Source organism: Cupriavidus sp. GW823-FHT06D04 (genome assembly GCF_058795055.1).
The window spans coordinates 53,864-65,693 of record NZ_JBXAHL010000029.1; the positions used below are offsets into that span (position 1 = coordinate 53,864).

General features: G+C 62.4%; 11 protein-coding genes and 1 pseudogene. 3 read left to right on the plus strand and 9 right to left on the minus strand.

Annotated features, from left to right (window positions below):
• Positions 1-37 precede the first annotated feature (37 nt).
• From AC1Q7H_RS28170 to AC1Q7H_RS28180, 3 genes are read right to left on the minus strand one after another with little or no spacing between them, the layout of a single operon-like run.
• Entirely contained in the window at positions 38-1,624 is a 1,587-nt protein-coding gene (locus AC1Q7H_RS28170) for an AMP-binding protein (RefSeq protein ID WP_492381991.1), read from the minus strand.
• Between the two features lie 25 nt (positions 1,625-1,649).
• Complete coding sequence (locus AC1Q7H_RS28175; protein ID WP_492381992.1) at positions 1,650-3,413, minus strand: CocE/NonD family hydrolase; 1,764 nt, start codon at positions 3,411-3,413, stop codon at positions 1,650-1,652.
• 12 nt (positions 3,414-3,425) lie between these two features.
• The gene (locus AC1Q7H_RS28180; RefSeq protein WP_492381993.1) at positions 3,426-3,896 is read right to left on the minus strand and encodes an AMP-binding protein; all 471 of its coding nucleotides are present in this window, start codon (positions 3,894-3,896) and stop codon (positions 3,426-3,428) included.
• Between the two features lie 308 nt (positions 3,897-4,204).
• On the opposite strand from AC1Q7H_RS28180, the gene AC1Q7H_RS28185 reads away from it, so the two are divergent.
• A complete protein-coding gene (locus AC1Q7H_RS28185) occupies positions 4,205-4,840 on the plus strand; it encodes a TetR/AcrR family transcriptional regulator (protein WP_492381994.1) in 636 nt (211 codons plus the stop codon).
• Positions 4,841-4,962: 122 nt separating this feature from the next.
• Here the strand turns inward: AC1Q7H_RS28185 and AC1Q7H_RS28190 are convergent, their stop codons facing one another.
• On the minus strand, positions 4,963-5,256 hold the full coding sequence (locus AC1Q7H_RS28190; protein WP_492381995.1) for a hypothetical protein: 294 nt from the start codon (positions 5,254-5,256) through the stop codon (positions 4,963-4,965).
• A 337-nt stretch (positions 5,257-5,593) separates the two neighbouring features.
• Complete coding sequence (locus AC1Q7H_RS28195; RefSeq protein WP_492382018.1) at positions 5,594-6,835, minus strand: IS4 family transposase; 1,242 nt, start codon at positions 6,833-6,835, stop codon at positions 5,594-5,596.
• Positions 6,836-6,869: 34 nt separating this feature from the next.
• Between AC1Q7H_RS28195 and AC1Q7H_RS28200 the strand changes: the two genes are divergently transcribed.
• Positions 6,870-7,037, plus strand: a complete 168-nt coding sequence (locus AC1Q7H_RS28200) for a hypothetical protein (RefSeq protein ID WP_492381996.1) — start codon at positions 6,870-6,872, stop codon at positions 7,035-7,037.
• A gap of 118 nt (positions 7,038-7,155) precedes the next feature.
• Here the strand turns inward: AC1Q7H_RS28200 and AC1Q7H_RS28205 are convergent, their stop codons facing one another.
• From AC1Q7H_RS28205 to AC1Q7H_RS28220, 4 genes and pseudogenes are all read right to left on the minus strand, one after another.
• The gene (locus AC1Q7H_RS28205) at positions 7,156-7,545 is read right to left on the minus strand and encodes a hypothetical protein (RefSeq protein ID WP_492381997.1); all 390 of its coding nucleotides are present in this window, start codon (positions 7,543-7,545) and stop codon (positions 7,156-7,158) included.
• A gap of 226 nt (positions 7,546-7,771) precedes the next feature.
• Positions 7,772-8,020 (minus strand): H-NS family nucleoid-associated regulatory protein, encoded by a 249-nt coding sequence (locus AC1Q7H_RS28210; RefSeq protein ID WP_492381998.1) that lies wholly within the window; start codon positions 8,018-8,020, stop codon positions 7,772-7,774.
• Positions 8,004-9,065, minus strand: a pseudogene (locus AC1Q7H_RS28215) (DNA-binding protein); the annotation flags it as partial. The pseudogene AC1Q7H_RS28215 and the gene AC1Q7H_RS28210, both read right to left, overlap by 17 nt.
• Before the next feature lie 120 nt (positions 9,066-9,185).
• Complete coding sequence (locus AC1Q7H_RS28220) at positions 9,186-9,908, minus strand: IS66 family transposase (protein ID WP_153956711.1); 723 nt, start codon at positions 9,906-9,908, stop codon at positions 9,186-9,188.
• An 849-nt stretch (positions 9,909-10,757) separates the two neighbouring features.
• Here AC1Q7H_RS28220 and AC1Q7H_RS28225 point away from each other — a divergent pair.
• Positions 10,758-11,819 (plus strand): patatin-like phospholipase family protein, encoded by a 1,062-nt coding sequence (locus AC1Q7H_RS28225; protein ID WP_492380222.1) that lies wholly within the window; start codon positions 10,758-10,760, stop codon positions 11,817-11,819.
• The last annotated feature ends 11 nt before the right edge of the window (positions 11,820-11,830 follow it).

Here is an 11,830-nt window from a genome sequence, read left to right on the forward strand (position 1 = left end):
GATACGGATTAAAATGGCTGCCGTCAGGGACGGGGTGTCAAGCGATCCGGCGGGCACGTCCGGCCCACTCGCGCTCACGTAGGACGTATTTCTGGATCTTCCCTGTGGACGTCCGCGGTAGTTCTCCGAACACCACTCGCTTGGGCACCTTAAACCGCGCGAGCCGCGACCTGACGTGGTCGATGATGTCCTGCTCACTGGCCCTTGCGGCTGGGCGCAGGGCGATGAACGCCACCGGCACTTCGCCCCAGCGATCATCAGGGGCTCCCACCACCGCGACTTCCAGAACGGCGGGGTGACTCGCGATGGCCTGTTCCACCTCGATTGACGTGATGTTCTCGCCACCAGAGATGATCACGTCCTTGCTCCGGTCGCGCAGCTCAAGGTAGCCGTCGTGGTGCAGAACTCCGAGGTCGCCGGAACGGAACCACCCGTCCGGCGCGGCGGCGATGGTGGCCGCTTCATCCTTGAGGTAGCCCAGCATCAGATTGTTCCCGCGTAGCAGGATCTCGCCAATTGTCGCGCCATCCGCCGGGACGTCTCGCCCGTCGGGCCCTACCACCCGGGCTGTCAGCCCGACAAAGTTCGCGACGCCCTGCCGGGCTCGAAGCCGGGATCGGTCCTCAGCAGTCAGTTTGCTCCACTCTGGATGCCAGTCGCAGAGCATGGCCGGCCCGTAGCTTTCGGTAAGTCCGTAGACCTGGGTGACGTCGATGCCCAGGTTGTCTGCGGCTGCCAGTAGGGATGGGCTCGCGGGCGCTCCGCCGATCACGAACCGGATGACGTCACTACCCGCGTGACGGTCGGGCGCCTCAGGCGCGTGCACAAGCATGGACAACACCGCGGGGGCGCCGCACAGGTGTGTCACGGCATCTTCTCCGATGAGTCGCCAGGCCTGCGCGGCGTCAACCTTGGGCAAGCAGACGTGCTTTGCGCCCGCAGCGGTCACCGCCCATGGGAAGCACCAGCCGTTGCAGTGAAACATCGGAAGCGTCCACAGGTAGGCCGAGGACGCCGTCAAGCCGGTGTGGGCGACCATGGCCAGCGCCTGAAGGTAGGCGCCGCGATGGTGGTACATGACGCCTTTGGGGCGTCCGGTCGTCCCGGAGGTGTAGTTGATGGATAGGAGCGAGCATTCGTCGGCTGGTGCGATGCCCATCGGTGTCGCTTCGGCGAGCAGGTTCTCGTAAGAACCACCGTCGCCGGGCCCCGCCCGCACGATCCGGGGTGGTTGTGCCATGCGGTCGACCACGGTGGTGACCAATTCGTCGAACTGCGGATCGTGCAACAGCACCGCGCTTTCGGAGTGCTCGAGGATGTAGATGACCTCGTCTGTGGACAGGCGGGTGTTGATCGTCACCAGTGGGGCACCCGCCCACGGCACGCCATAGGCCGCTTCGAGCATGACGTGTGTATTGGAGGCGAGGATCGCGACCGGGCGTCCCTCGGCCAGCGGGGCGAGCGCGCCCGCCAGCCGGCGGCACCGGTCACGAAACTCGGCATAGGTCCAGCGGCGATCGCCATCGACCACCGCGATGCGGGACCCATGGACTGCTGCCGAGCGGTCGAGGAACGCGAGTGGGCTTAAGGGTTCGAAAGACAGTGATCTGGGATCTGAATTCATGCTTTCTCCATTCGTCATTGGTTGGTCATCGCGGGATGACGGGGAGCAAAACGTGTGACGGGTGCGCGCGGTCGTGCAGCACAGTCTGGTCCGCAGGGTGGGTGGCCGTGTCGGTTCCGGTTGGGGCGCCGGTGCCGGCATTGCGGTCCCAGCGGGGAAAGTCACTCGAGGTGATGTGCAAGCGGACCCGGTGGCCTGCCCGCAGCACGTGGCTGATGTTCCACAACTGGATCCGGAACAGATATGGGGTGCCAGGGTGGAGGAGGGTCGGGTTGTCGTAGGATTCGCGGAAGCGGCCGCGCACAATGCCTTCGGCGAGGTTCTGGGCGTAACCGTCGGGTCGAACGTCGGAGAGCACCGCGACGAAGTCGGTGTCCGGAGCTGTGGTGGCAGCGTGCAGGTGGACCGTGACGGGGCCGGTGATCTCCAGGTCCTGGGTGAGTTCTGGTCCGGTGTACACCAGCACGTCGGAGCGGGCCTGATTCTCTCGCTGATCAACGACCCCACTGCCCACGATTCGACCGCCTGCGCTCGGCACGGGGTTGTCCGGGTTGTAATGAAAATTGTCGGAGGGCTGATCGTCCGGCGGCACGGTGGACAGACTTCCGTCACCGTGCAATGAGTTGGCTGAACCGCCGCTGTGCAGGTAGTACGGGGTGAAGACGGTACGGGCGAGCGGCCATTCGTGCTCGTCGCGCCACCGGTTCTCACCCATTACAAAGATGCGGACCGGTGAGCGGGGCAGGTCCCTGCCATCCAACTTGAGGTAGTGCTCGAACCATTTCAGCTGTACGTCGAGCAGCGACACCGCCGCTTCGGGGCCGAAGTCGATGTCGCCGGTTCCGCCAGATGTCGGCTGGTTGAACGGCAGCTGGTGCGCCCACGGGCCCATGAGGAGGGCTTGCCCGGCACGTGCTGACGCGCCGAGGGCGCTTGTCTGCAGCCCTTTGAAGTACAGCGGGGTGTCCCGGTTGGCGATGTCATACCAGGAGCCGATGTGCAGCATGGGAACATCCATGTTGAACAACTGTCGGCTGAGGTCCGTCGCCCACCAGTACGGGCCGTCGGTCGGGTGCGACAGGATGTCCCGCAGGAACGGCGCTCCTCGCCCGAGGCGGTCGACCCAATCCGTGATCGGCAGGTGCCTCAGAGTTTCTTCAGTCAGCGGGGAGAACCGTTGCCTCGGGTCGACCTTGAGCTTGGCGAGATCGGCGATCGCGCGTTCGTCGCCCTCTTTGCTCAGAACCGCTTCGGCCATGTTCACGAAGTAGCTCAGCAGCCAACCGAGTTCGAGTGCGCCGCCGTTGTACCAGTAGTTCTCGAACGTCAGCTGGTACGCGGAGACGGGGATGCAGGTTTTCAGGTGCGGCGGTCGCTGGGTGGCAGCGAGGTACTGGGCGATGGCTCCATAGGACTGGCCGAATGTGCCGACCACTCCGCTGGAACCGGGCAGCGCGGCCGCCCACTCAATGGCGTCGTAGCCGTCGCGCGCCTCGTAGATCAAAGGGTACCAAGCCCCCTCGGACGTGAACCGTCCACGGGTGTCCTGTACGACGACCAGATAGCCGTGCGAGGCGAAGTAGTGCGCCTCGCTGAAGTCCGCTGCAAGATCGTTGAGCCGCTTTCCGTAGGGAGTCCGCCGCAAAAGTACCGGAAGAGGCCCGGAAGCGGCGGGACGGTACACGTCCGCCCGCAGGACCGTCCCATCGCGAGCGGCCATCGCGAGATCGTCCTCCCGAGTTACCTCGAAAGGGCCGCGCTGCGATTCAATGGATTTATTGGACATCATGTCTTTACCTACTCAGTGGGCCGATGCGGATGGGGTCAGCGAGGCTCGCCTGCCTGCCGGAACGCCTCGACTCAAAACGTTGGTTGAGTACATGTCCGGCTCCAGCATCCAATTAACCGGATTGACGATCCCGGTGGCCTGAGCACCCCACAGGACGAACTGCGATTCGGGAATCGCTGGCATCAGCACCGAGACGACATCGTCCTTGCCGACGTCGAGGTCCTCGAGCAGATTTGCCGTCTGGTGGACCTGGGCGCGCAACTCAGCATAGGTCACCTGCCGCGCGGTATCGAGCGGACGGGCACCGTCGGTGAAGTAGTGGATGGCAACCTTCGACGGATCGATGGCGCAGCCATCCATCAACATTTCGTAGGTGGAGGCCGGCAGATTACGATCCGCAAGGGGGACGCGCTCGAAGCGGGCGACGTCGTCTTCGCTCAATAGGATGTTGGGGGTCCAGTACTCTGGCATTGGGGCGGTCATGGATAGCTCCTTTGTGTCGCGTATTCGCGTTCGAATAAATGTCGCGCTCCAGACGCACTTAGCGCTGGGCTCCTGGCCATGACACGACCAGGCTGGCATTTCATGGCCTCTGTCGGTAAGGTGAAAGCCGATTGATAAATCGATTCTCGATGCGCATAGACTATATCGTCTAGACTATCTGGTCAACGACTTGAGAGGGAGGACAAACCCGTAGCCGATGAATGTGCCCCGCGATGAAGGTGATAAAATCTGGACGAAATGGTCCAACGAAGGGGATTACCCGCCTCGAATCGACCTTGGAGAATGCAATGAACGCTACAGTCAAATCACCCGCGCCTTCGCATCGAGAGCGGCTGCTGAAGGAAGGTTTGCGCCGCTTCTACGCCATGGGATTTCACGGCACGACCGTGGACGACCTGCTGGCCGCGGCCGAGGCACCAAAGGGCTCGTTCTATCACCACTTCGGCTCGAAAGACGAGTTCGCCAAGGCGGTGATCGCCGAGTATTCGGCCAGGCAAATGGCGTTGCTGGACAAGTTCGCTTCGAGAGAAGATCTGACTGCCTATCAGAAGGTCATTGCCTACTACGAAGCGTTTGTCGAGCGCTTCGAGCGCTCCGAACACAAGGTGGGGTGCCTGGTCGGAAAATTCTCGACCGAGTTGGCCCCCAGTTCGGATGCGTTTAGTGCCATCCTCGCCGATTCGCTGAAGGATTGGCGCACGGGCCTCACGAGGCTCCTGCAGGAAGGCCATCGCGACGGCTCAATACGCACCGACATGCCCGCCGGACAGCAGGCTTTTCTGCTGCTCTCGCTGATTCAGGGCAGCCTCGTGGTCGCCCTGGCAGGCCGCAACCATGACAGTCTTACGGCGGTACGCGCTAGTCTGCCCAAATTGCTGAGCGCCAAGTACGGCACTTCGCCTCGCGCCACCGCTGGCAAGTGAGCGCGGCCTTGCTGTCGCCCGGTCACTTCATGCCGGCTTCTGGTTTTCCGTTACCTTCGTGAAGCAGCCGCAGCTAGCTTTCATCGACTCCTGCAAGGCGTCCAAGCGCGCTGAAGGCCTGCTCAAGTGCTCGGATGGATCCGGAACAGCACCTTGCCGCCCGACTGCGCCCGTGCCACCGCAAGCTTGGCCTCATCCAGGCTGAACTCGGCGACGATAGGCGTGTGCAGCTTGCCCTCGGAAATCAGGCGCGCGGCCAGCGCGACAGCGGGCCCGATCAGAGCATGGCCCTGCCACTTCGGATGCTCCAGCCAGAACCCGCGCAGGTGGCAGGCGCTGCCCCCTGCTGGCCACCTTGCCGGTGATGACTGGCCACGCTGCTTGACCTCACTTGCCACCTTGACGCTGGTGACCACCTTTCTGGCCCTGTCCTCCTTGTGCTGATGCGGTCCCTCTCGCTGCTGATGGCGTAGAGCGAAGCATTTGTGCCACCGGCTCGCCTTTGATAGCTGCGGCCTGTAGGCAATTGCGGCGGCACTGTTGCTTTCACTTGGATCGAATGCAAAAGTGCCATTTCGCACAGCCGCCAGAGGGTATCGTCCCGAGCAATGAGAAACCTTCGGCAGGAAAAGCCCATGGCTGTGCCGCCCGTGCATCAACTATGAAGCTCACTACGCTCGGTAAGCTTCCATAATGTGCCTTGCCAGTGGAAGCTTCTCAATCCACCCAAGATAAGCACCGCCCAAATAGGCATCAAAAAGCCTTGTAAGTAGCATGTCGATGAGGTTTGTGGCGAGGCGGGCGTGGCTTAGCGCGATCCGGTCGCACGCGATGGGTACGTGTTGCGATCAAGGCCAAGGTCTCATTCAGAGCAGCCTTGGCCCAGCGCAAGCCGAGCAGCGCCGCTGACAGGACAGGTTTGAGAGCGGTGATGGCAAAGGTTCGGTTGATGCGATGGTCCGAGTCAATTTCATGTTCCTGCGAGGTGCTGAGGCAGCATAGGGCGTGCAGGTTGTCGCTGAGGATTTTGGCGCCGAAGTCCTGCCTGGCGGCCAACTGTGAGAGGCCGGACAGATGTTCGAGTGCCATGCGGTGCTTGAGGCGTTTGAACGCCTCCTCGAGGCGCCAGCGTTGATGGTAGAGATCGCGGAAGGTGGCCGCCGGATAGCGCTGCATGTCGAGCAGATTGGTGATGAGCAGGCGCACCTTGCCGGCTGGCGAGATCTGCCGGATCAGCCGAACGGTCTGCGGGGTAGCCGCACACTCATAGTCGCGCGCGTCGATGCGGGCTGGAGCCGGGAGCCTGACGATGGTCTCGTCACGGCCAGAGCGCACAAAGCGCTGTACGGCAGCAAAGCCGCTGCCGTCTGCGCGCATGCAGAAAGGAATGCTTTGTTGGTTGAGCACGGCCACCAGCCAGCGAGCGGGGTAGCCGCGGTCGAGGAGAAGCAAGTCGTCGGATTGCAGGCGGTCCAGATGCTCGAACAGGATCTGGCGTTCGTTCTCGTGCACGCTGTGCAATGAGGCGGTGAGCATGATCTCGGCCTCGGGCAGGTACAGGCCGAAGGCGAGTTGATCGCGGGTGGCGGCTCGAGGGAGATGGCTGTGGCGGATGGCAAAACGCAAGTGTGAGGCGTCCGCGGCGACCAGCCGAAAGCCATGCCAGCGCGGCAAATGTTTGGACACTTGCTGAAGCAGCCAGTCGTTGAGGTGAGCAAAGACATCGCCGCTGAGTTTGCTGCGAGCCTGGGCGAACGCTTGTTCACTGACGCCTCGGCACAAGGTATTTTGGCGGGCGAGTGCGGCGAAGAATTGATCGAGTTCGGCTTGTACCCCCATGCGCAAGTTGCCAAGCATAAAGGTGATCAGTGTTGGCAGGGTGAGCTTACGCTGACGGGTGAATGCAGCCGGATATTCGGCATGACGGGCAAGATCGCGAAAGACCTGGGTGTGCAGATATTGGGTAAGCGTAGCGAACAGATCAGACAGGGGCATCAGAGCCAAGCGAGGATCGAGAAACGATCTTCTATTGGCCGCCGCCCTGCTTGCGCTAAACAGCCAGCGCAAGCAGGGCGGCGGCCCCTCGAACCTCGTCACCTGTCAAGCGTTCTTGGCGAAAATTGCGATTTTTCTTGGCGGCTTATCTTGGGTGGATTGGGGCGGCGGCTCCCATCCAGAAGGTGTCCTGCATTGGTGAGCTGAATTGGATTCAAAGAATGACGTAGGCCTGTCCGTATCTCGTCGCGCGTTTCACTTCTACTGTCGGAATCAGACATGGAAGGCCTCGGCGCGACGGAAGGGCTGGCTTTGACGCCTCACTTGATGATCTCGCCGCTCCATCGATCACGATTGGCCCAGAACGAACACTGCGGGCATTTTTCGCCTTCCGGATAGTCAACGCCTTCCTCATGCGGGCACCCGATGATGCGATCGACGGCCACCACCGATTTGGCACCATGCTGGTCAATGAATCGAATGATTGCTTCGGTAACTGCTGGATCCGTTCTCACATCAGTGGTTTCGCAGAACCACCGCTCAAGGGGGTCGGCGTCATCACCTTCGTGCGCGATGATGCCAACGGAGACTTTCGTCGCTCTCGTGTCGTCGGGCCCGTAGAAGGCAACCGTTGCCACCGGGTAGCCGCGGAAGCCCCTGTTGCGTTTTTTCGCGAACTTGTCTCGGTACCACTGAGCCTTGAATGTCACGACCACTCCTCGCATGCACTGCGAGTGACATAAGCGGCGCCACCCCTTAATGAAGCTTACTACTTTTCGCGCTCTTGACCGGAGCCAGTTCCCGCATTTGCCACGCCACAGCGAAGCTGCTCGCCGTCGAAGGGCCAAGGTCAGCGCCATATCGATAAGAAACAGTTATCGGCAATGGAAATTTGCCAAAGAATAACGTCCATTGTGGCTGGTCCTTGCCAGCCAATTATCCGACCCGGTAAAACTCCACGCTCTGCCCGGCATTAACCGCCCGCCGCAGCCAATCGGGCATCTCGCCCTGCCCGTCCCAGCTCATTCCCTGGGCGTTGCGGTAGCAGACCGGCGGCGGAGGGGGCGGGGGTGGCGGCGGATCAAAGCACCCCGCCGCTTCCAGCTCTTCCATCGTCAGCCCATAGTCGGCCATCTGGTCTTGGATCCAGCGGATCGCCTCCGCCCGCTCATTGTTGGCTGTCATCGTTGTCGTCACTGCTGTCGCTGCCGTCATCCGGATTCAGGACGCCGGCTGGCGCGCCCTGCTTGTCTTCTTGCTGTTCGTCCTGTTTTTCGCTCTGTGCTTGCTGCTCGGTCGTCGGCGCTGGGCTCCCGGCTTTGCGCCGCCGCCCACCACCATCTCGCTCGGGCGGCCCCATTCGCAATTCTGCCAGCAGCTGGCGCACCAGCGCCGCTTCGGCCTCGGACCGTTCGGCTCGGCGCTGTGCCGCGGTAAGCTCCGCCTGCACGGCGCCCAGGTCGTTCGCCGATTTCCGCTGCGCCTGCTCGGCGCTGGCGAGCCGATCGGCGAGCGCCGCGGCCTGCGCCTCGAGCCGGGCCCGTACCTCGGCCTGCGCTACGGCCGCGTCGCGCGCCTCGCTGCGCGCCGCCATCAGTTCGCCTCGCAACTCTTCGGCCGTGCGATCGCTCTTCTGACGCGCGGTACGCTCGGCGTCCAGTTCGCGCAGGCTCCGCCGCTCGCTGGCTTCGGCCCGTTCCTGCGCGAGGGTCACCTGCTCGCGGGCGCGCTCGAGCTCGGTCGAGAATTGGGTCCGCAGTTCCGCCAGCTGTCGCCCGGCGGCGTCCAGTTCTGCCCGCCCCGCCTCGAGCCGCGCCTGGGTCGCCGCGTGCGCCTGGCGCTCGGCGGCCAGGTCCGTCTGCACGGCGTCGTGCGCCTCGCGCGCCTCGGCCAGTTGCGCCGAGATGGCGGCCACCTCCTCGCGCGCCGCCGCGGTCTCGGTCCGCGCGGCGTCGCGCTCGGCCTCGGCGGCGCTGGCCGCGTGACGGGCCTCGGCGCGCAGCGTGGCCAGTTCGCCGGTGGCGGCTTCGTTGGCCGCCTGCCAGATGGTCCGCATCGCCTCGGCGGCAACCTGTTTCAGGGCGTCCGGGAGATCCGGATGCTCGATGGTGACGCGCGTGCGTCCCCGCAGCTCCTGCCAGAACGCCTGCAAGACCTCGGCGGGCGTGCCCATGCTGCCCTTGCGCACCAGGCTATAGAGCTTGTTGGCGGTCGGCGTCACGCCATAGCGGGGTAATCGTCCTTTTGCAGCAGATTGATACGGTAAGGCTTAAAAAGACGTTCTAGAACAATGACTTAGTAGTTCTTCGTGTAAGTGCTCAATAACCCGGGGCAAAGATGAGCCTGCTGCTCATGCAGAGATAGCGAGACGCTGCTCGAGGATGTGCGGCAGCAGGGGAATGTGATTGGTGTATGAGATGCGGTCGGTCAGGTAATTCCAGAAGGAGATTCCCAGCTTCCGACAGGTCTTCTTCAGGCTCGAGAAGGTGTCACGGCATTGACGACCGAGTTCGCTGCGTGTGCCGCCACTGATCTTCTGCTTTTTCACTTGATCGCGAATGTCCCGTTCACTGCCATTTGTATGCAGTGGCACTTCGGGGCGTTCCAGCACCAGCAGCAACTCGGACTTGTTCTTGTGAATGCGCCTGAGCAAGCGGTCAAGCGTCGCGTAGCGGGTCTTCTGTATGAAGACCGCGTCAAAGCGTTCTTGCAGTTCGCATTTGCGTTGGCTCGTCGGATGCAGCTTGTATTCCTTCAGATCCGCATAGAACGACCAGATGTCTGCGCGCACGCGGGCAATATCCTCGCGGTGCAGGTCATTGAGCGGCAGCAGCTTGTGCACGAGACGCTCGGCGTGTACCCAACATAGCCCGTGAACCAGCACATTGAACTGTCCCGCATCATCGCTGATGATGGCCAGATCCTGGGCGATGCCTCGCCGCTTCAGGCAGCCCAGTAACGCCCCTTCGGTGGCGATGGTCCGATGACGGGCAACGTCCATGCCCAGGCTGTCCAGGTGAGATAGCCACGCACTCTGATCGGCAAAGCTCGCGCGCTCGTGCTGACGCAGCACATCCAGGAACGCCTGCGGCAGTTCCCGCTCCTGGGCTCCAACGCCACGCCAACAAGGGACTCGAGGCTGATTAATAACCGTTAACCGTATCAATCTGCAGGAAAAGGACGATTACCCCTTTATGGCGAAGGCAGTAGCAGATCGCGACAAGGACCGCGTCTTCTGTATGGCGCTAATTCAATACGGCTATGTTTCGCCGCGCGCAGCGATTACCCGCGTCGAGGACATGCCGATAGAAAAAGCTGCACAGGGACGACTGCGTGCACGCATCAAGCGCTGGACGAAGGCCTTGCGAGACCAAGGTCATGTGGTTCCCGGATGGCGACGCCTAGTCGAGCTATCCGTTAGGCGGTAGGTGTTGCCCCGGTGCTTACCAACTCGCCATAAGCAGCGCGTTATCGGACCATATGGCCCTGCCGCCGCAACGCAGGCCGCACGCCTCCTCCGCCCGCACCAAGGAGACCGCGCCAAATCGGGGGCTGACTAAGCGGCAAGGCGGTGGTTTTCGTCCCGGGAGGGTTGCCGCGAGCAAGATGCCGACCCATGGCGAGATCAGGTTTGCGGTGGCGAGGCTGATGGCAGCGCCCCACAGGGACGAACTGAATATACCGCATAGTTCCAGCGTACCGATTGCTGTCGCCGAACCCCGGAAAATGTGCCGATTCGTGAACAATGCGGCGGCAGCTAGCAAGCTCGCTCACACACCGCAGTGTTTGCAAGCGACGGCAGAGCCTATCCTCGTCAAGGGTCCCTCGTTTGCATCGCCCTCGCCTCCGATCACTCGGCCACGATAACCGCGAGGAATGCCGGGCAGGGACGCGGCTGGACCCGGCACTGGAGGGACGCGACATGTCTGACACCGGGGTAACGCGCCATGCCGGCGAGGCCAAGGGTGCCGTGAAGCTCATCACGCTTGCATTGCAGGGCGGCGGTTCCCATGGCGCCTTTGCATGGGGAGTACTTGACCGTCTGCTCGAAGACGAACGGCTTGCCATCGAAGGCGTGAGCGCCACCAGCGCCGGCGCCATGAATGCCGCGGTACTCGCCTACGGCTTGCTTAAGGGTGGGCCGCCTGGCGCTCGCGCCGCGCTGCACAATTTCTGGCAAGACGTTTCCGGCGCCGCTCGGCTCTACAGCCCATTCCGAAAATTGCCATGGGAAGTCTGGATGCGTAGCGGCTATGGGCTCGACAGCTCGCCGATGTACCTGATGACGGACCTGCTGCTGCGCGTGTTCTCCCCCTACCAGTTCAATCCATTCAACTTCAACCCGCTGCGCGACGTTCTTGCCCACCACGTCGATTTCGATGCCCTGCGCAGGGATTGCCCGATCCAACTCTACCTGTGCGCAACCAATGTTGAGACCGGCAAGGTGCGCCTGTTCTCGCGTGAGGAAATCTGCCTGAAGGCGGTGCTCGCCTCGGCCTGCCTGCCGTCCCTGTTCCAAGCCGTGGAGATCGACGGCCAGCACTACTGGGACGGCGGCTATGTCGGCAACCCCGCAATCTTCCCGCTCATCTATAACTGCAGCACGCGGGATGTGGTGATCGTCCATATCAACCCCATCGTTCGCACGGGCGTGCCGAAGACCGCCGCGGAGATTCTCAATCGCATTAACGAAGTCAGCTTCAATTCTTCGTTGATCCGCGAGCTTCGTGCGATCAGCTTCGTCACCGCCCTGATCCAGGATGGCAAGGTAGAGCGGGCCGAGATGAAGGAAATGCTGATCCACGCCATCCGCTCGGACCAGACCATGACGGCGCTCGGCGTGTCCAGCAAGCTCAATGCGGACTGGGACTTTCTTTGCCACCTGCGCGACCAGGGGCGTAATGAAGCCGGGCATTGGCTGGCGCAGAACTACAGCGCAATCGGCGAACGCTGCAGCGTCGACTTGCGCAAGGAATTCCTTTGACGAACTCGAAA

What these genes read in the sequence shown, in the direction of transcription:
- AC1Q7H_RS28210 (WP_492381998.1), bottom strand. Translation starts at nt 8,020, where the DNA reads ATGACAGCCAACAATGAGCGGGCGGAGGCGATCCGCTGGATCCAAGAC.
- AC1Q7H_RS28185 (WP_492381994.1), top strand. Translation starts at nt 4,205, where the DNA reads ATGAACGCTACAGTCAAATCACCCGCGCCTTCGCATCGAGAGCGGCTG.
- AC1Q7H_RS28195 (WP_492382018.1), bottom strand. Translation starts at nt 6,835, where the DNA reads ATGCCCCTGTCTGATCTGTTCGCTACGCTTACCCAATATCTGCACACC.
- AC1Q7H_RS28225 (WP_492380222.1), top strand. Translation starts at nt 10,758, where the DNA reads ATGTCTGACACCGGGGTAACGCGCCATGCCGGCGAGGCCAAGGGTGCC.
- AC1Q7H_RS28175 (WP_492381992.1), bottom strand. Translation starts at nt 3,413, where the DNA reads ATGATGTCCAATAAATCCATTGAATCGCAGCGCGGCCCTTTCGAGGTA.
- AC1Q7H_RS28170 (WP_492381991.1), bottom strand. Translation starts at nt 1,624, where the DNA reads ATGAATTCAGATCCCAGATCACTGTCTTTCGAACCCTTAAGCCCACTC.
- AC1Q7H_RS28180 (WP_492381993.1), bottom strand. Translation starts at nt 3,896, where the DNA reads ATGACCGCCCCAATGCCAGAGTACTGGACCCCCAACATCCTATTGAGC.